Origin of the sequence: Natronococcus roseus (genome assembly GCF_043677095.1) — an archaeon.
GTDB classification, from domain to species: Archaea; Halobacteriota; Halobacteria; order Halobacteriales; family Natrialbaceae; genus Natronococcus; species Natronococcus roseus.
Map to the genome: position 1 here is coordinate 109,664 of NZ_JBHLJR010000005.1, position 21,742 is coordinate 131,405.

17 protein-coding genes are annotated in these 21,742 nt (G+C 67.1%); 13 read left to right on the forward strand and 4 right to left on the reverse strand.

What is annotated here, in order from left to right:
• Positions 1–62: 62 nt before the first annotated feature.
• The gene (locus ACFEMD_RS14615) at positions 63–2,291 is read right to left on the reverse strand and encodes a CDC48 family AAA ATPase (RefSeq protein ID WP_394741793.1); all 2,229 of its coding nucleotides are present in this window, start codon (positions 2,289–2,291) and stop codon (positions 63–65) included.
• Positions 2,292–2,490: 199 nt separating this feature from the next.
• Here ACFEMD_RS14615 and larC point away from each other — a divergent pair, with 199 nt between their 5' ends.
• Positions 2,491–3,873, forward strand: a complete 1,383-nt coding sequence (gene larC / locus ACFEMD_RS14620) for a nickel pincer cofactor biosynthesis protein LarC (protein WP_394741794.1) — start codon at positions 2,491–2,493, stop codon at positions 3,871–3,873.
• 120 nt (positions 3,874–3,993) lie between these two features.
• On the opposite strand, the gene ACFEMD_RS14625 is transcribed toward larC, so the two are convergent.
• A complete protein-coding gene (locus tag ACFEMD_RS14625) occupies positions 3,994–4,566 on the reverse strand; it encodes a hypothetical protein (RefSeq protein WP_394741797.1) in 573 nt (190 codons plus the stop codon).
• 793 nt (positions 4,567–5,359) lie between these two features.
• Here ACFEMD_RS14625 and ACFEMD_RS14630 point away from each other — a divergent pair.
• The 8 genes from ACFEMD_RS14630 to ACFEMD_RS14665 all read left to right on the forward strand — a co-directional run bounded on the left by ACFEMD_RS14630 (position 5,360) and on the right by ACFEMD_RS14665 (position 14,203).
• Positions 5,360–5,848 (forward strand): hypothetical protein, encoded by a 489-nt coding sequence (locus ACFEMD_RS14630; RefSeq protein ID WP_394741798.1) that lies wholly within the window; start codon positions 5,360–5,362, stop codon positions 5,846–5,848.
• Between the two features lie 1,384 nt (positions 5,849–7,232).
• A complete protein-coding gene (locus ACFEMD_RS14635) occupies positions 7,233–7,565 on the forward strand; it encodes a hypothetical protein (protein WP_394741799.1) in 333 nt (110 codons plus the stop codon).
• Positions 7,555–8,541, forward strand: coding sequence for a Gfo/Idh/MocA family oxidoreductase (locus ACFEMD_RS14640; protein WP_394741800.1), 987 nt, complete (start codon positions 7,555–7,557; stop codon positions 8,539–8,541). The genes ACFEMD_RS14635 and ACFEMD_RS14640 overlap by 11 nt, the downstream gene beginning before the upstream one ends.
• Before the next feature lie 51 nt (positions 8,542–8,592).
• Complete coding sequence (locus tag ACFEMD_RS14645) at positions 8,593–9,612, forward strand: glycosyltransferase family 2 protein (RefSeq protein ID WP_394741801.1); 1,020 nt, start codon at positions 8,593–8,595, stop codon at positions 9,610–9,612.
• Positions 9,609–10,688 carry a DUF354 domain-containing protein gene (locus tag ACFEMD_RS14650; protein WP_394741803.1) on the forward strand — a complete coding sequence of 360 codons (1,080 nt, stop codon included), beginning with the start codon at positions 9,609–9,611 and terminating at the stop codon, positions 10,686–10,688. Before ACFEMD_RS14645 ends, ACFEMD_RS14650 begins: the two co-directional genes overlap by 4 nt.
• A gap of 31 nt (positions 10,689–10,719) precedes the next feature.
• Positions 10,720–11,610: a polysaccharide deacetylase family protein gene (locus ACFEMD_RS14655; protein ID WP_394741805.1), complete on the forward strand. Its 891-nt coding sequence runs from the start codon at positions 10,720–10,722 to the stop codon at positions 11,608–11,610.
• 198 nt (positions 11,611–11,808) lie between these two features.
• Positions 11,809–13,314 (forward strand): alpha,alpha-trehalase TreF, encoded by a 1,506-nt coding sequence (gene treF, locus ACFEMD_RS14660; RefSeq protein ID WP_394741808.1) that lies wholly within the window; start codon positions 11,809–11,811, stop codon positions 13,312–13,314.
• A 133-nt stretch (positions 13,315–13,447) separates the two neighbouring features.
• A complete protein-coding gene (locus tag ACFEMD_RS14665) occupies positions 13,448–14,203 on the forward strand; it encodes a sulfite exporter TauE/SafE family protein (protein WP_394741809.1) in 756 nt (251 codons plus the stop codon).
• A gap of 279 nt (positions 14,204–14,482) precedes the next feature.
• Here ACFEMD_RS14665 and ACFEMD_RS14670 read toward each other — a convergent pair whose 3' ends face one another.
• A complete protein-coding gene (locus tag ACFEMD_RS14670; protein ID WP_394741811.1) occupies positions 14,483–15,403 on the reverse strand; it encodes a hypothetical protein in 921 nt (306 codons plus the stop codon).
• Between the two features lie 311 nt (positions 15,404–15,714).
• Between ACFEMD_RS14670 and ACFEMD_RS14675 the strand changes: the two genes are divergently transcribed.
• Positions 15,715–16,935: an ATP-dependent carboxylate-amine ligase gene (locus ACFEMD_RS14675; RefSeq protein WP_394741812.1), complete on the forward strand. Its 1,221-nt coding sequence runs from the start codon at positions 15,715–15,717 to the stop codon at positions 16,933–16,935.
• Here the strand turns inward: ACFEMD_RS14675 and ACFEMD_RS14680 are convergent.
• Positions 16,922–18,256, reverse strand: coding sequence for a hypothetical protein (locus ACFEMD_RS14680; protein WP_394741814.1), 1,335 nt, complete (start codon positions 18,254–18,256; stop codon positions 16,922–16,924). The genes ACFEMD_RS14675 and ACFEMD_RS14680 overlap by 14 nt on opposite strands.
• Before the next feature lie 322 nt (positions 18,257–18,578).
• Between ACFEMD_RS14680 and ACFEMD_RS14685 the strand changes: the two genes are divergently transcribed.
• The 3 genes from ACFEMD_RS14685 (at position 18,579) to ACFEMD_RS14695 (ending at position 21,679) form a co-directional block, all read left to right on the forward strand.
• Complete coding sequence (locus tag ACFEMD_RS14685; RefSeq protein ID WP_394741815.1) at positions 18,579–20,462, forward strand: hypothetical protein; 1,884 nt, start codon at positions 18,579–18,581, stop codon at positions 20,460–20,462.
• A gap of 120 nt (positions 20,463–20,582) precedes the next feature.
• The gene (locus tag ACFEMD_RS14690; RefSeq protein WP_394741816.1) at positions 20,583–20,855 is read left to right on the forward strand and encodes a hypothetical protein; all 273 of its coding nucleotides are present in this window, start codon (positions 20,583–20,585) and stop codon (positions 20,853–20,855) included.
• Positions 20,852–21,679, forward strand: coding sequence for a DUF4350 domain-containing protein (locus ACFEMD_RS14695; RefSeq protein WP_394741819.1), 828 nt, complete (start codon positions 20,852–20,854; stop codon positions 21,677–21,679). Before ACFEMD_RS14690 ends, ACFEMD_RS14695 begins: the two co-directional genes overlap by 4 nt.
• Positions 21,680–21,742 lie beyond the last annotated feature (63 nt).

The following is a 21,742-nucleotide window of genomic DNA, read 5'->3' on the forward strand; positions in this document are numbered from 1 at the left end:
CCGGTAGCGATCGAACGGAGCGTAAATCGAACCCTATCGTCAGCAGAAGGGAGGTCGAGTCGCTACTGGAACCCGATCCGGCTGCCGCGGCGACCGGTCGGATCCGGGCCGCTCGAGCCGCCCTGGAACTCCTCCTCGATCCGCTCGTAGTAGTCGAGGATGTCGTCGGTGATCGTCGGGCGGACGTTCTCCATGGCCTGCCGGAAGTGACGCATCTCGACGGTGTCGGCCTCGTGGTCCTCCCGGAGCGCCTCGATGGCGGCCTCGCGGGCGATCGACTCGAGGTCGCTGCCGACGTAGCCGTCGGTGATCTCGGCGATCTCCTGGAGGTTGACGTCCGCGGCCATCGGCGTCCCCTCGGTGTGGATGTCGAGGATCCGTTCGCGACCCTCGATGTCGGGCTCGCCGATCATCACCAGCCGGTCGAACCGCCCCGAGCGCAACAGAGCGGGGTCGATCATGTCGGGTCGGTTGGTCGCGCCGATGACCATCACGTTCTCCATCTCCTCGAGGCCGTCGAGTTCCGTGAGGAGTTGATTGACGACCCGTTCGGAGACGTTCGACCCGGTCTCGCCGCCGCGGCCGGGCGCCAGCGCGTCGAGCTCGTCGAAGAAGATCACCGTCGGCGACACCTGCCGCGCTTTGCGGAAGGTCTGGCGGATCGCCTTCTCGGACTCGCCGACCCACTTGCTGAGCAGCTGTGGGCCCCGGACCGAGATGAAGTTGGCGTTGGTCTCGTTGGCGACGGCTTTCGCCATCAGCGTCTTCCCGGTGCCCGGCGGTCCGTACAGCAGGACGCCCGCCGGCGGATCGATCCCCAGTCGCTCGAACCGCTCGGGGTTGTTCAGCGGCCACTCGACGGACTCCTGGACCTGCTCCTTCGCGGTGTGGAGTCCGCCGACGTCGTCCCAGGAGATCTTCGGCAGCTCGACGAGCACCTCCCGCATCGCCGAGGGCTCGACCTCGTTCAGGGCGCCGCGGAAGTCCTGGCGCTTGACGATCATCCGGTCGATCAGACTCGGCGGAATGTCCTCCTCGTCCAGGTCGATCTCCGGGAGGTATCGGCGCAGGGCCTTCATCGCGGCCTCCTTGGTCAGACTCTCGATGTCGGCGCCGACGAAGCCGTGGGTTTCGTCGGCCATGTGGGCCAGATCCACGTCGTCCGACAGCGGCATCCCGCGCGTGTGGATCTGGAGGATCTCCTCGCGACCTACCTCGTCGGGGACGCCGATCTCGATCTCGCGGTCGAACCGACCCGGCCGACGCAGGGCGGGGTCGACGCTGTCGACCCGGTTGGTCGCGGCGATGACGATCACCTGGCCGCGGGCCTCGAGGCCGTCCATCATCGTCAGCAGCTGGGCGACGACCCGGCGCTCGACCTCGCCGGTCACGTCCTCCCGTTTGGGTGCGATGGAGTCGAGTTCGTCGATGAAGATGATCGCGGGCGACTCCTCGCTTGCGTCCTCGAAGATCTCCCTGAGCTGCTGTTCGCTTTCCCCGTAGTACTTCGAGATGATCTCCGGTCCGGCGATGGAGAAGAAACTCGCCGAGGTCTCGTTGGCCACCGCTTTGGCGAGCAGGGTCTTCCCCGTGCCGGGCGGGCCGTGTAGCAACACGCCCTGTGGCGGCTCGATCCCCAGCTTCTTGAAGATCTGGGGATGTTTCATCGGCAGCTCGACCATCTCGCGGACCCGCTGGATCTCGTCTTGCAGGCCCCCGATGTCCTCGTAGGTGATCCCGCCGCCGGTCTTTTCGAAACCGCTGATGGGTTCCTCGCGGAGTTCGACGTCGGTGTCTTCGGTGATCAAAACCACACCCTCGGGCTCAGTCTCGACGGCGATCAGCGGGATCGCCTGGCCGGGCGAGCGCATGAAGGGGTGGTTCGTCGAGCTCATCACGGGGACGATGTCGCGGCCGACGACCGGGCGCTTGAGGATCTGGCGTTTGACCATGCCGGCGGCGTCGGAACCGAACTGGACCGACGCCTCCTCGGGCGGTGCGAGGACGAGTTCGTCGGCCTTCGTCGCCTCGGCCTTCCGGATCGTCACTCGCTCGCCGATACCGACGTCGGCGTTCTGTCGGGTGAAGCCGTCGATCCGGACGGTGTCCGTGTTCCAGTCCTGTCGATCCGCACGCCACACCTTCGCGGCGGTCGTATCCGCGCCTTCGATCTCGATGATGTCGCCCGGACTCAGCTTTAGATGTAACAGCGTGTCCGGGTCGAGTCGGGCGATACCGCGACCCGAGTCGTTCGGGTACGCTTTCGCAACCTCCAGTTGGACTTCGTTCATGATTCGGGATGGACGGCGATGTCAGTGATTCCGATTCGGTACCGGATAGGCTTTTTGCTACCGTGAACCCACACCGTGCTAGTTGTCACCACATCTAACTGAGGTGGCAAGACACATAGAGGTACCGCCTTCGGTCGCGGGCGCCCCTTCCGCCCGCAAAGAGGGTGGCTTTTTGCCCGCGCCAGCCGCCCCTACGAGTATGCACACGCTCGCGTTCGACGGCCGACTGGGTGCAAGCGGCGACATGCTCCTCGCCGCGTTGCTCGACGCCGGCGCCGATCCGGCCGCCCTCGAGCCCGTCACGAACGAACTCGACCTCGAGTACCGGATCGACGACGCCGTCAAGTGCGGGATCGCGGCGACGACCGTCGACGTCGTGCTGACAGATGCCGACGAGGGATCCGACTCGGGTTCTCACGAGGGGAGCCACGGTCACGTCCACGATCACGATCGAGGAGACTCGGAATCCCACGGCTACGGACACGCCCACGACCACGACGATAACGATCCGGATCAGCATGGCCACGGCCACGTTCACGACCACGACGACTCGAGCGACGCGGTTCCAGCCGAGGGCCACGGCCCCCACCGCAGCTACCTCGAGGTCCGTAGGATCGTCGAGGGAATGGGTCTCGACGACGCGATCGAACGCGATGCCCTCGCGATCTTCGAGCTGCTCAGCGAGGCCGAGGCGAGCGTCCACGGCGAATCCCTCGAGGAAATCCACTTCCACGAGGTCGGCGCCGACGACGCCATCGCCGACGTCGTCGGTGCGGTCGCGCTCGTTCACGACCTCGAGCCCGAGCGAATCGTCACGACCCCGCTGTCGACCGGCGGCGGCAGCGTCGGCATGAGTCACGGCGAGTACCCCGTCCCCACCCCTGCAGTCGTCGAAATCACCGAGCAAGCCGACTGGTCGCTGCAGGGTGGTCCCGTCGACGCCGAACTGCTGACGCCGACCGGGGCGGCGATTCTGGGTCACCTCGCCGACGGCGTGGAGTCGCTGCCCGCACTGGAGCTCGAGTCCGCCGGGTACGGTGCCGGCGGCTACGATCTCGATCCACATCCGAACGTGCTTCGAGTGCTGGTGGGTGACGGCGGCAGCGAACTCGTCCGCGACGACATTGCCGTCCTCGAGACGAACCTCGACGACGCGACGCCGGAGGTGCTCGGCGGTCTTCAGGAGACGCTCGCGGACGCGGGCGCGCGCGATGTTACGATCGTCCCGGTGACGATGAAGAAGTCCCGACCCGGCCATCTCGTGAAGGTGATCTGCAAACCCGAGGACCGAAAGCGAGTTGCGCGAACGCTAGCCGAGGAGACCGGCACCCTCGGGATCAGGGAGGCGGGCGCGACCCACCGCTGGATCGCCGACCGGGAGTTCGAGACCGTCGAACTCGAGCTCGAGGGCGGGAGCTACGAGGTGACAGTCAAACTCGCGAGCGACGCCGACGGTGATATCTACGACGTCAGCGCCGAGTACGACGACGCGGCGCGAGTGGCTCGAGAGAGCGGCCTCCCGGTTCGGGAGGTCGCTCGCCGCGCCGAATCCGCACTCCTGGACGAAGAGACCGAGCGTTGACGAGACGGCGTCCGCCGCCGATTCGTTCGCGGTCGACCGCTTCGAGCGCCTTCGATAGAAACTTTCTTCCAATCCTCGAGGAGCGAACGACAGCGATCCTGGGCGAGTAGGGCGGACGGTTCACTCGTCCTCGTCGCCGGTGTCGTCGATCGGGATCGAGGTCGGATCGTCCCGGTCGTCTCCGGACGACGTGGTCGAAGACTGCGAGACGTTCGTCGACTGTGAGACATTCGAAGACTGCGAGACGTTCGAAGATCGTGACACGTTCGTCGAACGGGTGACCGACGTGCTGCTGGATTGGGAGACGGCCGTACTTGCGGTGTCCGAGAACTGGTCACCGAAGTCGTCGGTCCGGACGGTCGACCTCGAGGTCGACTCGGCGCCGTCGGAAATCGTGGTCACCGAGAGGTCGATGTCGTCTTCGGCGTCGACGATCACTTTGACGTCGGTTGCGCCGGCGTCGGGATCGCTCTCGTAAGTCACTGCCCCCCACTGGAACGTCTCCGCCTCGAGGTCTCGCTCGTCGTCACTCGGGCCGTTCCCGTCGAGGAAGACGTTCGTCGCGTCGGGAGCTGCGATCGTCGCGACCGAGACGCTGTCTTCGGACTCGACGGTTATCTCGACGGTCGTTTCTCCGGTTTTCGACTCGGTCTCGTGGGTTACCGTTCCCCAGGGAAATTCGGTTTCGGTCATGGTGTAATCTGTGACTGCTGGTCGTTCGCCGTCTCTCGGACGGCTACGAGTGGTACCGCTCCCCGGAACGTCAGCAGGAGCTTCCAGTCCGAGGAGTATCCCGCTCGCTTTCCGCCGAGTCGTATCGGTTCCGTCTCCATCGAGCGCTCTCGATCGGAACCTCGCTAGTTCGTCGATCGACCCGATTCGGTTTGAACAGCCGAAATCGTTTCACCGGTAGTCGCAACTTGAACGCTCGAACGAACTGCCGACCGCCGGTAGGGAGAGACAACGACTTGCTACTGGCCGGCGAGCGGCCCGAAACACATTGACTCTCGTGACATATCCCTGGGCCGCTACTGTTGTCCAGTCCGACGGCCGGGTGTTTTCGACGGGACGACACCGGCGACACGATCCGAGACTGGCTCACGGGAGTGTGAGAGACAAGGTACTGAGACGCGAATCCGGGTACCGTTACGTCGAAATCGACGGGCTTGCAACCGATCCTGTTCGTGGGTCCGCGGCGACGTCGTTATAGTAGCCGTTGAAACTCTCTCCCATCTCGCTTGGCGAGACCGCTCGGAGATTCGGCGGCCGACGTAGACGTACCTGCTCGGGATCGATTCAAAAAAGCGACCGGAACGAATAGCGATTCCATCACCCGGCCGAGAGGTCGATTACATCTCGGTTGCTCGCGTTAGCGCTGGCTCTGGGAGTTCGAGTTGTACTGCTCGTTGTTGCCTATAGCCGTCGCCTTTCCGCCCTTACTTGCCGACGCTTTGGCGTTGCCGCTGTTGACCGCCTTGTTGGACTGGTGCACGTTCTGGTGTTGCTGCTGGCCGCCTCCTCGTCCGCGACCGCGGCGGCCGCGCTGGCGCTGTTCGTTCCAGTTCTCCTGGACGTTGGAGCCTTCGGCGTAGGCATCTCCACCCTTGCCCGCCGACGCTTTGGCGTTGCCGCTGTTGTACGCCTCGTTAGATTGGCGCACGTTCTGGCTCTGTCGCTGGCCGTGGCCCCGGTGTCCTCGGCGATCTCGGCCTTTTCCGCGATCTCGGCCTTTTCCGCGATCTTGGCCTTTTCCGTTACCTCGGCCTTTTCCGTTACCTCGGCCTTTTCCGTTACCTCGGCCTTTTCCGTTACCTCGGCCTTTTCCGTTACCTCGGCCTTTTCCGTTACCTCGGCCTTTTCCGTTACCTCGGCCTTTTCCGTTACCTCGGCCTTTTCCGTTCTTGCTAGCTGCAGCAGTTCCGGCGGATCCGGTGAAGAGCAGTCCTGCCACAAGTGCCGTAACGCCTCGTCGTGAGTATTTTTCTTTGTCGCTCATTTTTTCTTCTCCGAGCACGTAGGGGTGGATGGCGTCGCCAGTGGCTTCGACTCTTGGTGGCGCCCCGTAGTTCAGGGCGTGTATCACCACCTCCCCGTGAGTGCTCGTTTTGGCCGTCTATGGTGCCCGTATTAAACCACGACCATCGTTTCAACAGTGGTCCAATATACTGTATGACAAGCCTCCCTTTGAGGGGCGGAAACGGTCTTGGTTTCTAGGAAAGAACTCCGGAGTTTCATCGAGCGGACTATTATACTATACTGCGTTCGAAACGGAAACACGAGACTCCTCGGACTGAGCGAGTAGTGTACCGACACCGAAAAAGGCCGTTTCACGGGAGGATTCGGCCACCGTGCCGACTCTCTCCTCTCGACTGCCAACGGCAGTGAGCGAATCAGACGGAGAGTGAGGGCGTACTTTACGGGAAGAGTCGATTAGCGCCTCAACGTCGCCTACAGTTCGGAGTTCAACGACGTGTATATGTCACGGCGTGTCATAAGAGAGTGTGTAACATATAACTAGTCAACTATACCGTATGTTATTTCAAACGATAGATTGTTCCGTAACCGTTCAGGTAATCGAGTGTGACCGACGTGGTTTCGACGACGGTCCCGTGTACCGACAGCTCGTCGCGATCCACTCGCGACGAGCGGGAGTTCGTCCGACGGGTGTCGATGAGAAGTGCCCGCCGCCGAATCACCGCCCGTCCTCGAGCCCGAGACTTCGACCGCCGAGAGGACGAGTTCCCGATCGACGGGACGGTGATCGATACCGACGAATCGGTAGCTGCTCGCACTCGAGTGGTGAGTACGATAGCCGAACGCCACTGTCGTCCCACGGGAGCCCCGGCAGCCGAGTCGGCAAACGCCGTGAACAGCAGGCCACCGAACGGTGCGAGGTATCCTCTCGATCGTGCGTACGTACCGCTCGTCGACTCCCTCGCAGTAACGGTTTCGGCCGGCCGACGAGCAGCGTGGCTGGAGTGTGACTGCACCGACCGAGTCGGTCGGGTCGTCGGAACCGTTTCGGTCCCGCTGCGGTCTCGAAACGGCGAGTTCTGACCTCCCCACCAGGAGTAATACCGAAATTCGAAATCGGGCGGTCGATCGCCGATCTATCGATACTGCCGGTTGCGACCGCCTCTTCGATACCTACTGGTGGTTTTCGGACCGAAACCGAGACGTCGCGTCGCCGGAACGACCCGCGACCGTCCTCGAGCGGTCGCCGACCACGGGACCCCCGCGCCGTGAGCGGCGCCACGCCGGCGACCGAGACACAGTGACTCGTTGTGCCAGAATCGAGCGTGTTAACGCCCGGAACGATCGTTTCGGCTTTTGAAACCCTCTACCCATGGCGAGAGAACATGAGCGAGGGATCACAAAGCAAGCGAGCGTTGCCCACCAGGATGGTCGTCTGCACGTACCGCGCCGGCTCTCAGCCGTCGAGAGTCGGGGCCGATCCGGTCGTTGGACCGGGAACGATCGTCTGCGACGATGTCGCTGACGGCGATCGGTCCCAGATCGGCCGCCTCGTGCCGATCCGCGAACGAACGTTCCGACGGGGGCCGACCGGCCGCAGTTCGAACGTCCGCCGGCGTATCCACGACGGATCGCGGTTCTCACTTTCCGTCCACCCGACGCGCTCGGAGGCCGGCCTCGACTACCTGACGGAGGTGATCGCGTCCGATGACGGCTGAACGCCCGCTCGCCGTCGGCGTAATCGGCGTCGGCACGATGGGCCAACACCACGCCCGGGTGTACGACGACCTCGAGGGGGCGACCCTCGTCGGCGTCTTCGACGTCGACGCCGAGCGAGCGAGGACCGTCGCCGAGCGCCACGGAACCGTCGCTGTCGGTCTCGAGGCGCTGCTCGAGCGGGTCGACGCCGTCTCGGTTGCGGTTCCGACGGCCCACCACCACTCGGTCGCGACGACCTGTCTCGAGGCGGGAGTCCCGATTCTCGTCGAGAAACCGGTCGTCGCCGATCCCGAGACGGGCCAGGAACTCCTCGCGAGAGCCGACGCGGCGGACGTCCCCGTTCAGGTCGGTCACGTCGAGCGGTTCAATCCGGCCGTCGAAACGCTCGCCGAGATCGTCGGGGGGCTGTCGGTCGTCGCCCTCACTGCTCGCCGACTCGGCCCACCGCCCGCTCGGCGGATCGAGGACAGCGCCGTCCTCGACCTGATGATCCACGACATCGACGTCGTCCTCGCCTTGCTCGGCGAGGAGCCCGTCGACGTCACCGGTTGTGGCGCCGCCGGAAACCGCCACGCCGGTGCCCTCCTCGAGTTTCCCGAGGCGATGGCGTCGCTGACCGCGAGCCGGCTGACTCAGCGGAAGGTCCGGACCCTCGAGATCACCGCCGAGGAGTGTCTCGTCGCGGTCGACTACCTCGAGCAGTCGATCGAGATCCACCGGCGGTCGGTCCCCGAGTACGTCGAGCGCGCGGAGGGGGTCCGGTTCAGACACGAGAGCCTGATCGAACGGGTACGGGTTCCGAACGACGAACCCCTTCGAAACGAACTCGCGTCGTTTCTCGAGGTTGTCCGGACGGGGTCGACCCCCGAGGTGACGATCGATGACGGGCTCGCTGCCCTCGAGATCGCACGGCGTATCGAGGCAGGGGAACGTCCCGAACGACCGCGAGCCGATCTGGAGGTGCTCCATGACTGATCCGCAGACACGCGATCGGTCGCGGCGCCGAAACCGGCGAGGGGCGGGCTGATGTACGGCGGGCGAACGATCGGCGTCGTCGTCCCGGCGTACGACGAGGCGGGGTTCGTCGGCGAGGTTCTCGAGACGATCCCCGACTACGTCGATCGGGTCTACGCGGTCGACGATCGCTCGAGGGACCGCACCTGGCTTGAGATCACCGATCGCGCGACCCGACTCAACCGCGACGCGGCGGCCGATCGTGGTCGGGGCACGCTTGTCGCCAACGACGCGGCGTTCGGGCGGCGGATCGTTCCGATCCGTCACGAGCGAAACCGCGGCGTCGGCGCCGCGATCGCGACGGGGTACCGCCGGGCGGTCGCCGACGGGATCGACGTGACCGCGGTGATGGCCGGGGACGGTCAGATGGATCCCGCGTACCTGCCCGCGCTGCTGGACCCGATCGTCGACGGCGAGGCCGACTACGCGAAGGGGAACCGGCTGACCGACGGCGTCTACAGGGCGGAGATGCCCCGGTTCCGGCTGGTCGGGAACGCGATCCTGACCCTTCTGACTCGAGTCGCTTCGGGGTACTGGCGGATCGGCGACCCGCAGAACGGGTACGCCGCGATCTCCCGGCGCGCGCTCGACGCGCTCGACCTCGACGCGGTCTACGATCGGTACGGCTACCCCAACGACCTGCTCGCCCGGTGTAACGCCGCGGGGCTTCGCGTCGCCGACGTCCCGATCCCCGCCCGGTACGGCGACGAGGAGTCGTCGATCGCGTACGCGACGTACGTGCCGACGGTGTCGGCGCTGCTCGTTCGCACGTTCGTCCGGCGACTCGCGAGGCGGTACCCGTTCCGGAAGCGACACCCCGTCTCGCTGTCGTACGCGCTCGGTGCGTTCGCCCTCGGCGGGAGCGCCCTCGAGGGGGTGCGGTGGGTTCTCGGTCGTCGATCGCGCGCCAGCGGTCGGGGTTCGGTCGCGCTCGGACGCGCTGCGTTCCTGGCGATCGCGGGGACGGCGCTGTTGGCGCTTGCGGCTCGCCTCGAGAAGCGCCTGAACGCGCCCCTGGAGGTGCTTCGATGAGCGAGCGCGTCGTCGTCACGATCCAACACCCCGCCCACGTCCACTTCTTCAGACACGCGATCGGCGAGCTACGCGAGCGGGGGTACGACGTCCGCGTTCTCGTTCGGGAGCGCGAGTTGGCCCGCGAACTGCTCGAGCGCTACGGCATCGCCCATCGGCGGATCGCCGGCTCCGTCGAGTCGCCGCTGGGACTGCTCTCGGTTCAGCCCCGCTACGAGTACGAGATCATTCGCCGCGTTCGCCGTCTCGAGCCCGCCGCGATCGTCGGGATCGGCGAGCCGGCGGTGGCCCACGCGGCGAGGCTCGCCGACTGCGAGGGAATCCTCTTTACCGACACCGAGCACGCGGCGGTGCAAAACGCCGTCTCGCTCCCGCTGGCCGATCGGCTCTACACGCCGACGGCGTTCTGGGACGAGTACGGTGCCCACCACCGCCGATACCCCGGCTACCACGAGCTGGCGTACCTCCGGCCCGGTCGGTTCGCTCCCGCTCCCGTCGGGCTGGCCGGGATCGGCGACGAGGAGCCGCTCGTCGTGGTCCGGCTCGTCTCCTGGACGGCCGCCCACGACGTCGGCCGGAGCGGGCTGTCCGACCTCGAGCGGGTGATCGCCGGCCTCGAGCGCTTCGGCGCGACCGTTCGCGTCACCGCGGAGGGTCGGCTGCCGCCGTCCCTCGAGACCCGTCGACTCGCGATCGCCCCCGACCGGATCCACGACCTCCTCGCTCGAGCCGACCTGTTTCTCGGCGAGGGCGCGACGATGGCGACCGAGAGCGCGCTGCTCGGGACGCCCGCGATCTACGTCTCGGGGCTCCGGGCGGGCGTTCTCGAGGAGCTCGAGGCGCGGTACCGGCTGCTGCGGTGGCTCTCTGCGGACGTTCGTCCGATCGAGGTTCTCTCGCACGCGCGGGAGTTGCTTCGGATCCGCGAGTCGACCTGGACGCGTCGACGACGGCGAGTCCTCGAGGAGACGGTCGACACGACCGACGTCATCGTCGGCGCCGTCGAGGACGCCGTCCGGGACGGGCAATCGACGGAGCCGGCGGCACCAGTCGTTCCGGAAGTGGTCCGACGATGACTGAATCGGTTGTCCCGGAGGTGATCCAGCGGTGACCGACACGGCCGTTCCGGGGGAGTTTGCGCTCTGTCTCACCCACGACGTCGATCGAGTGTACAAGACCTACCAGGCGCCGTACTACGCCGTCCTCGAGCGCGACCCCTCGCACCTGCGCTCGCTCGTTACCGGCGACCGACCCTACTGGCAGTTCGAGGAGTTGATGGCCCTCGAGGACGAACTCGACGTCCGCTCGTCGTGGTACGTCCTCGACGAGCAGTCGCTGTTGGATCGGTCCCCGCGGGAGTGGCTCCGGCCGGAGAGCTGGACGCTCTATGCGGGGCGGTACGACCCCACGGATCCGGAGCTCGCCGAGGTCTTCCGAACCCTCGAGCGCGGAGGCTGGGAGGTCGGGCTGCACGGCTCCTATGAGTCCGCGGACGACCGGGAGCGGCTGCGAGCGGAGAAACGCACGCTCGAGGGCATTCTGGAGGGAAGCGTGGTCGGCGGCCGTCAACACTACCTGAACCTAGTCGGCCGGCGCAGCTGGGCCCACCACCGCGCGATCGGCCTCGAGTACGACGCCAGCTACGGCTCGAGCACGCGCTACGGGTTCGACGGACGCTACGACGTGTTACGACCGTTCGACGACTCGTTCGTCGTCTTCCCGCTGACGCTGATGGAGCGGGCGCTGCTCCCCTCGGCGCCCTCCCTCGAGTGGGCCTGGCGGGAGTGTCGACGGCTGCTCGAGGAGGCCCACGACCACGGCGCCGTGATGACCGTGCTCTGGCACCCCCGGTACATGAACGAGGACGAGTTTCCGGGCTACCGAACGCTCTACGAGCGACTGATCCGCGAGGCGAAGGCGATGGGGGCCTGGATCGGCCCCTGTCGGGAGTGTTACGAGCTGCTCGAGGCCCGGCGGGAGGCGTCGTCACGGCAGTAACCGGTACCCCCATCGGACGTCGAACGGAACGAGAGTGTCGTCACCGATCGTTCGGAGATTTCGGGAGGAATGACGCGGCGACAGCGCCTCGGGGTAGTGACGTCGCTCGCATCGGTGCGGTGCCGTTGGAGCGACCGGCGGGTATTTCCTCGAGCGGAACACGATAGATTGAAACGAATTACTACAATAGTAACAAACATGTCCTCGTTCGCGTCGTATCCCCAACTCGCCGGCGAGCTCTTCGAGCGGGTGCAACTCTCGGAGACGTTTGACGACTCGAAGACGTTCGTCGATACGATTCCCGAGAACGAGGTCGAGGCGATCAGGGACCGCTTCGAGCGCGAACGAACCGAACCGGAGTTCGACCTCGAGACGTTCGTCGCCGACAGCTTCAGACACCCGGAGGATCCCGTCACCGCCGCCGACCCCTCGAGGATCTCGATGGAGCGCTACATCGACGAGCTGTGGAAACACCTCATTCGACAGCCCAGCGAGGAGTCCGAGCGGAGCACGCTGCTCTCGGTGCCGGGCCGGTACGTGATCCCCGGCGGACGGTTCCGGGAGAGCTACTACTGGGATACGTACTTCGCCGCGACCGGACTCGCCGTGACGGGCCGGATCGACCTCATCGACGAACTTGCCAAGAACAACGCGGCGCTCATCGAGGAGTACGGCTGCGTCCCGAACGGGAATCGCCTCTACTACTCGAGCCGATCGAACCCGCCGATGTTCTGTCACCTTCTCGACATTCTCGAGAGCGAGCGCGGGCTCGAATCGATCGAACCCTACCTCCCGGCGCTGCGACGCGAACACGAGTTCTGGATGGACGGCACCAAGACCGCGACGGCAGACGACCGCGCGACCCGTCGCGTCGTTCGGACCGACGAGGGAGCGCTCAACCGGTATTGGGACGACCGCGCCGCTCCGCGCGAGGAGTCCTATCGTGAGGACGTCGCCCTTGCAGAGGAGGCCGATCGGGAGGAGCGGCGGCTCTACCGTGACGTCCGGGCCGCCTGCGAGTCGGGCTGGGACTTCAGCAGCCGGTGGCTCGCCGACGAGGACGACCTGACATCGATCCGGACGACGGAGCTGCTCCCGGTCGATCTGAACGCGCTGTGTTACGCGATGGAGGACAAACTCGCGCGGTGGGAGCGAGGCGCCGGCAACCCCGATCGGGCGGACCGCTACGCTCGAGCCGCATACGAGCGACGCCGGGCGATCGACGCCTACTGCTGGGACGACGAGGCGGGCTTTTATTTCGACTACTGCTGGACCGAGGAGCGACGAACCGACAGCTGGTCGCTGGCGGCCGTCGTCCCGCTGTTTTGCGGGCTGGCGACGGATCAGCAGGCGGCCGCGGTCGCGGCCCACCTCGAGGAGCGCTTTCTCCACTCGGGCGGGCTGGTGACGACGTTGACGGCGTCGGGCGAACAGTGGGACTATCCGAACGGCTGGGCGCCGCTGCACTGGATGGCGGCCGTGGGCCTCCGGCAGTACGGCTACGACGAGCTGGCGGAGACGATCGCCGGCCGGTGGCTCGACCTCAACCGCGACGTCTTCGATCGCAGCGGACTGATGCTCGAGAAGTACGACGTCACCGACGGCACCGGTTCCGGCGCCGGCGGAGGCGGGGAGTACCCGCTGCAGTTCGGCTTCGGCTGGACGAACGGCGTCGCGCTCGCGCTGCCGGCGTTGTTCTACTAGGCTGGTCGTTCCGCCACCGACGGAACCGACCGCACACACCCCTGCCGGAGCCGCCCGAACATACCCTCGGCCGACCGTTGCCAAGCAAGGCCAACCCCTACCCACGTCTGCCGAGTACGGCCGACCGAGACACGTGGTCGTCGCTACCGAAGTGCTGGTCGCGCTGGTCGCCCTGGCCTTCCTCGGCGGAATCATCGTCGCCACGATCGGCCCCGGGGGCATCCTCATCGTCACCGGGCTCTACCTCACGACGCCGCTCTCGAGCGCCGAGGTCGCGGGCACCTCGAGCGCCGTCTTCACGATCGGCGCGTTGCTGGGCAGCCTCATCTACGCCCGCTCGGGCGAGATCGACTGGTGGATCGCGGGCGTCGTCAGCGCGGCCGCCGCGGCGGGCACCTGGGTGGGCGTACAGGCCAACGCCTACCTCTCGCGGGCGCTGTACGGCCTCCTCCTCTCCGGACTGCTCGCCGTCGTCGGCGCCACGATCCTGTATCGGGAGTACCACGACCTCGAGCCGCGCGTCGAACTCGGTCGGGGCGGGTGGGACACCGTCGGCTTCGTCGCCGTCGGGCTCGTGATCGGCGTCGCGGGCGGCCTGCTGGGGATCGGCGGGGCAGCGCTGTCGGCGCCCGCGCTGGTGCTGGTGGGCGTGCCGATGCTCGCGACCATCGCGATCACGCAGGTCGTCGTCGTCGCGACGGCGCTGTTTACGGCCGTCAACTACCTGCTGCTGGACGCGATCGTCACCTCGCTGTTCGTTCCGATCACGCTGGCCTACCTCGCCGGCGTCGGGATCGGCTGGTGGGTCGCCCACCGGACCGAGCCGGGCCGGCTCAAGTTCGCCCTCGGCGTGGCGCTGCTCGGGCTGGCGGGCTCGCTGGTCGTGTAACAGCGGAAAAAGTAGTCCGGCTACGTCGATCAGCACGGAGAGTGGATCCGAAGTGGACAATTCGTTACGTACAGCGAACTTTTTTACCGAGGGCATCGGCTGACGCCGAGGCGTCAGCCTCAACCCCCGGCAAAAAACTTCGATGAAAAAAGGCCGACGGCTCGCCCACGGGGCTCGCCGTCGGTGAAACGCCTCGCTTCGCTCGGCGTATTCCTCTCCGTTCCATACGCCTATCTTAATAACAGCCGTTTCACAAGATATTCTGAATAACGAAACCTGTTACTCGAGTCGCGCTCGAGCCTCCTCGCGGCCCGTTCCGAGGCCGAGCTGGTGTTCGCCGTAGTAGAGCGCACCGCCGCCGCTGCCGACGATGTAGCCCAGCGGGCCGACAGCCTCGATGCGGTTGTCGTCGCTCGCGGTGAAGCGCATCGAGGTGTCCTCGAACGCGAGCTCGCCGTTGACCCAGTAGCGCATCGTCCCGTCGGCCTCAGCGGTTCCGCCGTCGTAGGAGTTCGTCTCGACGTAACACTCGATCTCGTTCCAGTCGTCCATCTCGACGACGGCGTCGGTCATCTGAAAGTCGCCCGAGCCGTCCATGTGATAGGAGTACGAGAAGAACTTGTACCCCTCCGGCGCGGGCGAGTCGTTCCGGTTGGCGAATCCGATCGCGTTCGACCAGCCGTTCTGCCCGTCGGCCGCGCCGCCGCCCGAGGAGCCCCCGCCGTTGGTCAGCGGCGCCCAGAACATCCGAACCGTGTCGTCGGCGCCCAGATCGAACCCCTCGGGGTAGACGGTAAACCGGGTGTAGATCTCGTCCTGTTGTCCGCCGACGTGGTCGGGGAGGCGGTACTCGCAGTTCGCGATCTTCGAGTCGCCGGTGAACTCCGTTCGCAGCGAGCGCTCGTTGCTCGTCGCCCGATCCGCGACGAACTCCGGTTCGTGCGATCCCCGGACGTCGTTGACGTCGTACACCTCCCCCGGACTCGCGTACTCGTCGTAGTCGACGTCGATCACCCGCGAGTCGGTTTCGGCTGCCGCGGTCCCGCTCGCGCCCGCGCCGGTACCGACGCCGAGCGCGGCCAGTGTCCCGCCAGCGAGTCCGAGGTACGATCGCCGGCCGAGAACCTCGCCGTTACGCCCGCGAAATCCGTCGTTACGCGTCTCGTCGGTTCGGTCTCGAGCCGGGTGCTGTCGTTCCATGCGGTCGGGAAACGGGAAACGACGGTTATCAATTTTCCCTTTCGAAAGACTGTAATAAAATCCGAAACTGATTCTGACTGGCCGGATCCTGTGTTAGGTTTGACCGGATCCGACCGCGTAGATACTCCGGTCCCAATCGTTCGTTACGCCGAACAACACGCGGTTCACCGCGGTCAATCACGAGTTAGACACGGCGGGACGGGTGATCGCGATCGCTCGCCGAACCGACGACGGCGAGAAAAACGGGATTACCCGCCGACCGAAGCTGTGACGATCGGGACCGCTTTCCCCGTGGCCGTCGCCCTCGACCTATGCCACCGGGGCCGCGAGTGCTGGTCCTCGACGGAGACTATCCAACCTCGCTGACGATCGCCGGCGAACTCTCGAGCGATCTCGAGGCGACGATCGTCGGCGCCGGGACCTCCCGGTACAGCCGTCTCTGCCGGTCGCGGTACTGCGACGTCGCAGTCACGATCCCCTCGCCCGACGATCCGGACTACATCGAGGCGCTGTGGGCCGTCCTCGAGGCGACCCGCCCGCAACTCGTGCTTCCAGTCGGATACGAATCGGCCGCTGCCCTCCAGTCCGCCCGCGATGAACTTCCCGACTCCACAGCGGCGTGTCTTCCCGATCCAGACGCCTTCGAGACCGCCGCCGACAAGACGGCGACGATGGCCCTGGCCGAACGGGTCGGAATCGACGTTCCGATCGACTACTCGAGCCTCGTCGAGACCCTCGACGCCGAGGGACGGGAGCGGGGCGCGCTCGAGGCCCTCGAGTTCCCGATCTTCTGCAAAGCGCGGCGGGAGGCCGGCGGCGGGGGCGAGACGACGGCCCGCGTCGCCGATCCGACCCGGTTCTGGGAGGTCTACGACCGCCTCGAGGAGGCGTCGCCGACCGGCGAGGTGCTCGTCCAGGAGTCGATCGACGGCTCGAGTGTGACCGACGGCTGCGGGCTGTTCTGCAGGGGCGGGACGGTCGAACTGCGGATGGCTCACGAGGAGCTGCGGTCGGTCCCCCGCCGCGGCGGGAGCGGTACGCACCTCCGGCTGCGTCGGGACCCCGATCTCGAGTCGGCGGCGAGCGACCTGCTCCGGGAGCTCGAGTGGGACGGCGTCGCCCTCGTCGAGTGCAAGCGCCGCGCGGACGGCGAGGTCGTCCTCATGGAGATCAACCCGAAGTTCTGGGCGTCCTACGCGCTGGCCAGCGCCCACGGCTACCGGTTCGCCTCGCGGCTGGTCGCGGCGACGCTCGGGCTCGAGGACCGCCTCCCCGAGCGCTCGCCGGAGCCGACGGGGGAGATGACGTTCCCGCTCCGGGAGCTGTACTACTACGCCCGCAATCGGGAGGCGGAGCGACTGCTCGAGTGCGTGCGCGCGGTCACGAGGCCGGGAGTTCCCTGGAACGTCGATCGCTCGGACCTCCGCGCGTGGCTGACGCCGCCGGCGGCCCTCCTCGAGCGACTCCCGACCGGGACCGCCGAGGCGGGTCGATCCGGCGACCGCGAAATGGTCGCGTTCACCCGTCGCTAGGCTCGTCGGGGTAGTCGCCGGGATCGACCTCGTCGCCGCCGACCCACAGCTCGTCGGGCGGGGGGTCGGCCTCGAGGCCGACGACCTCGCCGTCGAAGAGGTAGCCGTCGACGGTCTCGGGTTCGGCCGTCGCCTCGGCGGTCGCGTACCCGCTCTCGGACTCCTCGGCGGGTGTGATCTCGACGGTCGCGTTGTAGGTCGCCTGGTGGCCGTCGGCGTTGCTCCAGTCGGTGTGGACGAGGGTCCCGTCGACGAACAGCCGGTAGGTCGCGCGCTCCGCGCCGTTGGCGTACGTTACTCGCCCGTCGTAGGCGTCCATGTTCGCCGGATCCTCGAAGTGCGGGTGCTGGTCGTAGGGCGGAATCTCGGGGATCCCCGCCGCGAGCAGCTCGTGTTCGTCGTAGTAGATCGACAGGTCCGCGGGCGCGGTCTCGCTCCCGCCGTAGCGCACCAGCGGGCCGGCGTACTCGACGGCCTGCTCCTCGACCGTCGTCCAGCGGAAGTCCGTTCGCTCGTAGGCGAGGTCGCCGTCGATCCAGCACCGGGCCTCGCCGTCGGCGAGCGCCTCGCCGTCCGCGACCGCGTTCATCGCGACCTCGGTCTCGAGGGCGATCCACTCGTCGGCCGGCAGCCGGGCGTCGGTCAGTTCGAACTCGCCGCTGGTCGAGGGCTGATCGAGGTGGTAGGTGTAGGCCGCGAGCTTGTACTCGTCGGCCGACCGTCCCTCCCGGTTCGTGATCGCGAGCATGCTCGACCAGCCGTCGGTACCCGAGGGCCGTCCGCGACCGCCCGACCCGTGCTCCCCCGCCTCCGTGTTCAGCCCGAGCGCCCAGAACCGACAGACGTCGCTCGGCTCCATCGTCCAGTCCTCGCCCAGTCGGATCATCGCCCGCTGTCGAACCTCGAGGGGCTGGCCGTAGCCGTTCGCGGGGAACCAGTAGGCGGCGTTGCTCCCGTTGCTCTCGCCGCGAGGGATCTCGCAGCGAAGCGCCCGCTCCCCCTCGAAGGTGTGGTTGTCGACGAACGAGAACGCCGTCGGCTCGCCCGACCAGACCCGATAGGCCTCGGTCGGCGCCTCGAGCGCGTCGTACTCGAGCCCGACGAACTCGACGCTCTCGTCGTCCTCGTCGACGCGGTCCTCGAGCGAGTCCTCGAACCCGACGGTCTCCTCCGGCTCCTCGTCCTCAGGTGGTTCGTCCGGTTCCGTCTCCTCCGGCCCGTCCGGTTCGTCGGGGTCCTCGGGGTCGTCGGTCGGACACCCCGCCAGCAACACCGCCGCGGCGACGGCGCCGCTCGTTCGCAGGACGGTTCGCCGATCCATCGCTCGCGAGACGGGACGACGATGCTATAGCGTTCGGCACCGTCGCACGGGGAAGCGCGATATTGTCGCCGCTCGAGGGCGGGAACTGCGCCCGATCGAACGTGGTAACCGCGAGTTATCGATCGACGGCGGCGGGACGCGTTCCTCCGCCGGATCGCGCTGATGATCACGGGACAGCACCCGATTACGTCGCCACAAGCTGTCGATTCTGCCGAACGTCCTGTAACGTTTTTCGCGGTGGTTCGCGTAGCCGCCGCTCGACCGTGTCCCACCGCCAGACGGAATCGCTCGGCCCGGCTTCCGGCCGGGATCGGAGGACGGAATGAGCCGGAGCGTCCTCGATCCGGTTCGGCTGCTCTCGGCCGCGCTCGTCGCAGCGGCCGTGCTGGGCGTCGGGATCCCGCTCGCGCTCGGGCTGTCGAACCTGTCGATCCTGGGGCTGTACGTCGCCGTCCCGCTGCTCGCGGCGCCACTGGTCGCCCGTCGGGTTCGTGGCAGTTCCGCGGGCGTCAGCGAGACGGTGCCGATCCGGGTTGACTGGCGCCTCCCGTCGACGGCGTTTCACCTCCTGGTCGGCGCGCTCGTGATTATGCTGGTCGCAACGGAGGTCCGACCGTACGGCTTCTACGCGGGCGTCGCCGTCCTCTACGGCCTCTGTTTCCTGCTTATCGTGACGACTCCGCCGGGGCGGGCGAGCCGCGCGATCGGGCTCTACCACCTGGTCGTCGCCCTCCTGCTGGTCGTCTTCAGCGTCACGCTGAACTACGACTTCTTCGTCGGCCACACCGACCTCTCGGCCCACACCGCGATGACCGAGACGATCCTCGAGACCGGGCGGACGTCGACCCTGCTGCCGGGGTACGAGTCGTTCCAGCTCTGGCACGTCTACGCCGCGTTCGGCTCGCTCCTGCTGGGCGAGGGCGTCGCGGCCCACACGACTACGTACCTCCTGTCGGGCGGACTGTTCGCGGCGGGGATCGGGCTCGTCTTCGGGCTCGCCCGTCGGCTCCACCCCGACGAGCGGTTCGGTCTGCTGGCGTCGCTGGTGGCGATCGCGTTCCCGCTGTACCTGTTCTACGGGATGTACTCGATCCCCCGCAGCGCGACGTCGATTTTCCTGCTCGCGCTGCTGGTCGCGCTCGCGAGCCCGCCGACCGCCGGAACGAGGCTGCTGACCGTCGGGCTCGTCGTCGCTATCGTCGTCGCCCACCCCGTGACGATCCCGTTCGTGCTGGCGATCCTCGCCCTCGTCGCGCTGGCCGAGCGCGCGACCGGTCGGGCCGACCCGCTCGTCGACGCCTACGTCCTCGCGGTGTCGGTGCTGGCGACGAGCCTCTACTGGCTGTACGCCGCGGAGGGGCTTGTCGCGCGGCTCGCGGGGACGATCGAGTCGGTCCTGTTCGATCCCTCCGAATCGGCGGTCCCGGAGGGCGTAATCGCCAGCCCCTGGGTCGAGGTCGCGAACTACGTCCCCTACGGGTTCGCCCTCTTTTTCGTCGTCCTCGGCTTTCTGTTCCTGCTCGAGCGCCGCTCTCGAGGAATCGACGCGAGCGAGGACGACCCCTCGAGTGCCGCGATCGCGAGCGACGGCGGCCGACCGCGGAGCCCGCACCTGCTGGCGATCGGGCTCGTCACCGTCGCACTCGTTCCGCTCGTCTTCCCCGGTCCGCTCCTCTTGCTCGACGCGCTCGCGGGAGTCAACGTCGACCGGTTCGGCCACTACGGGTTCGCGTTCGTCGCGCTGACGGGCGGGTACGGACTGTACGAACTCGTCCATCGGGGCGGTCTCGTAACCCTGCTGGCCCTGCTCGTCGTCCTCTCGCTGTTTACCTTCACGGCGGTTTCGAACGACTTCACCGCCTCCGACAATCCCGTCGTCGAACGGCCGTTCTACACCTTCTCCCTCGAAGACGAGGAGCGACAGTCGTTCGAAGCGATCGACGACGGCTATCGGGGCGAGTTCGGCACCGATCGGGTCAGCTGTCGATACATGGGCGAACGCCTCGGGGCGCCGTGTACGGTGGTCGACGCCGCCGAGGGCGACGCCATGTTCGACGAGCACGACGCCGTCCTCCTGCGGGAGGGCGAGCTCGAGGACCGCCCGCTGCAGTTCTCGGCGTACGTCGACGAGGCCGAGCTTCCGCGGGAGGGACTCGAGGACCGTGATCGGGTCTACGACTCCGGTTCGGTGTCGTTTCACGCCTGAGGGCACTCGGTCATCTCTCGTCCCACCACCTGAGCCGGCCGGAAACAACGTCGTATTACCGCGTCCTCGAGCCCGAAATCGTCGAGCGGATTTACACCCCTCGGCGTGGACGGATGGCCGATGACGACCCCGCGCCGACGTCGATACCTCCGACTGCAGCTGGCCTGGCTGCTCGGAGCGCTGCTGGCCCTCCTTCTCTCGGGAGCGTTCTCCCTCGGCGCGTACGTCCTGCTCGCGGTCCTCGGGAGCGTCGTCCTCGACGAGCTGTTGATTTCCCGCGAGGTCGAGCCGCGCTGGCGCCCGCGCTGGCTCCTGCCGGTCGGACTCCTCGCGGCCGCGGCCGTCGTCGCCGCCCGCACGCTCGAGTTGCTCGCGCCGGGGGTGGTTCCGTGACCGACTCCCAATCCCTCGAACGGTCACGGCTCGCCCTGCTCGCGTTCGCCGCCGTCGTCGTCCTCGCGATCGGCTGGTTCGGCGCGACCTCGAGCGGCGCCTACGACCCGTACAACCTCGGGAGCGAGGGCACCAGCGAGCTCCGGCAGGCCCTCGAGGGCGATCCCGACCGCGAGTACGCGGCCGTCGGTAGCTACGACGCGCTCGAGATCGACGACGCCGCGATCGTCGTCCTCGACGCCGAGAGCGACGAGGAAACGGCCGATGGCGCCGCGTCGTTCGTCCGCGAGGGCGGAACGCTGATCGTCCTCGCCGACGACCCGGCGGCGAACGAGTTCCTCGCGTCGGTCGGCGCTGAGACCCGCCTCGAGGACGGAACTCTCCGCGACGACCGCCACCACCACCGCGGCCCCGCGATGCCGATCTCGACCGAGACGGCCGACCACGAGTTGACTGCGGGAGTCGATCGGCTGGGCCTCGACCGGGCGACGGCCCTCGAGCCGAACGGCGCAACGGTCCTCGCGACGACGAGCGACTCGAGCTACCTCGCGGACGGCCCCGACGCGAGCCGCGGCGAGGACGACGTCCTCGGTCCGCGTCCCGTCGCGACCGTCGAGAACGTCGGCGAGGGAACCGCGATCGTCGTCGGCGACGCGACGATCGCGACCAACGGCGGGCTCGAGCGCGAGGACAACGCGGCGCTGCTCGCGAACGGGTACGGAGACGCCGATCGGATCGCCGTCTTCGCGCCCGAGTTCGACGGGCCGCCGCCGCTCTCGTCGATCGGCTCGAGCGCGGGAGATCGCCTCGGGTTCCCGCCGTGACCTCGATTGCGTCAGCACAACGAACTGTTACCGTCCCCAGCGGGGTCGAGAAACGCGACCGTG

Coding starts and splice junctions, on each gene's coding strand:
- ACFEMD_RS14615 (WP_394741793.1), bottom strand. CDS start 2,291: ATGAACGAAGTCCAACTGGAGGTTGCGAAAGCGTACCCGAACGACTCG.
- larC (WP_394741794.1), top strand. CDS start 2,491: ATGCACACGCTCGCGTTCGACGGCCGACTGGGTGCAAGCGGCGACATG.
- ACFEMD_RS14625 (WP_394741797.1), bottom strand. CDS start 4,566: ATGACCGAAACCGAATTTCCCTGGGGAACGGTAACCCACGAGACCGAG.
- ACFEMD_RS14635 (WP_394741799.1), top strand. CDS start 7,233: ATGAGCGAGGGATCACAAAGCAAGCGAGCGTTGCCCACCAGGATGGTC.
- ACFEMD_RS14640 (WP_394741800.1), top strand. CDS start 7,555: ATGACGGCTGAACGCCCGCTCGCCGTCGGCGTAATCGGCGTCGGCACG.
- ACFEMD_RS14645 (WP_394741801.1), top strand. CDS start 8,593: ATGTACGGCGGGCGAACGATCGGCGTCGTCGTCCCGGCGTACGACGAG.
- ACFEMD_RS14650 (WP_394741803.1), top strand. CDS start 9,609: ATGAGCGAGCGCGTCGTCGTCACGATCCAACACCCCGCCCACGTCCAC.
- treF (WP_394741808.1), top strand. CDS start 11,809: ATGTCCTCGTTCGCGTCGTATCCCCAACTCGCCGGCGAGCTCTTCGAG.
- ACFEMD_RS14670 (WP_394741811.1), bottom strand. CDS start 15,403: ATGGAACGACAGCACCCGGCTCGAGACCGAACCGACGAGACGCGTAAC.
- ACFEMD_RS14675 (WP_394741812.1), top strand. CDS start 15,715: ATGCCACCGGGGCCGCGAGTGCTGGTCCTCGACGGAGACTATCCAACC.
- ACFEMD_RS14680 (WP_394741814.1), bottom strand. CDS start 18,256: ATGGATCGGCGAACCGTCCTGCGAACGAGCGGCGCCGTCGCCGCGGCG.
- ACFEMD_RS14685 (WP_394741815.1), top strand. CDS start 18,579: ATGAGCCGGAGCGTCCTCGATCCGGTTCGGCTGCTCTCGGCCGCGCTC.
- ACFEMD_RS14690 (WP_394741816.1), top strand. CDS start 20,583: ATGACGACCCCGCGCCGACGTCGATACCTCCGACTGCAGCTGGCCTGG.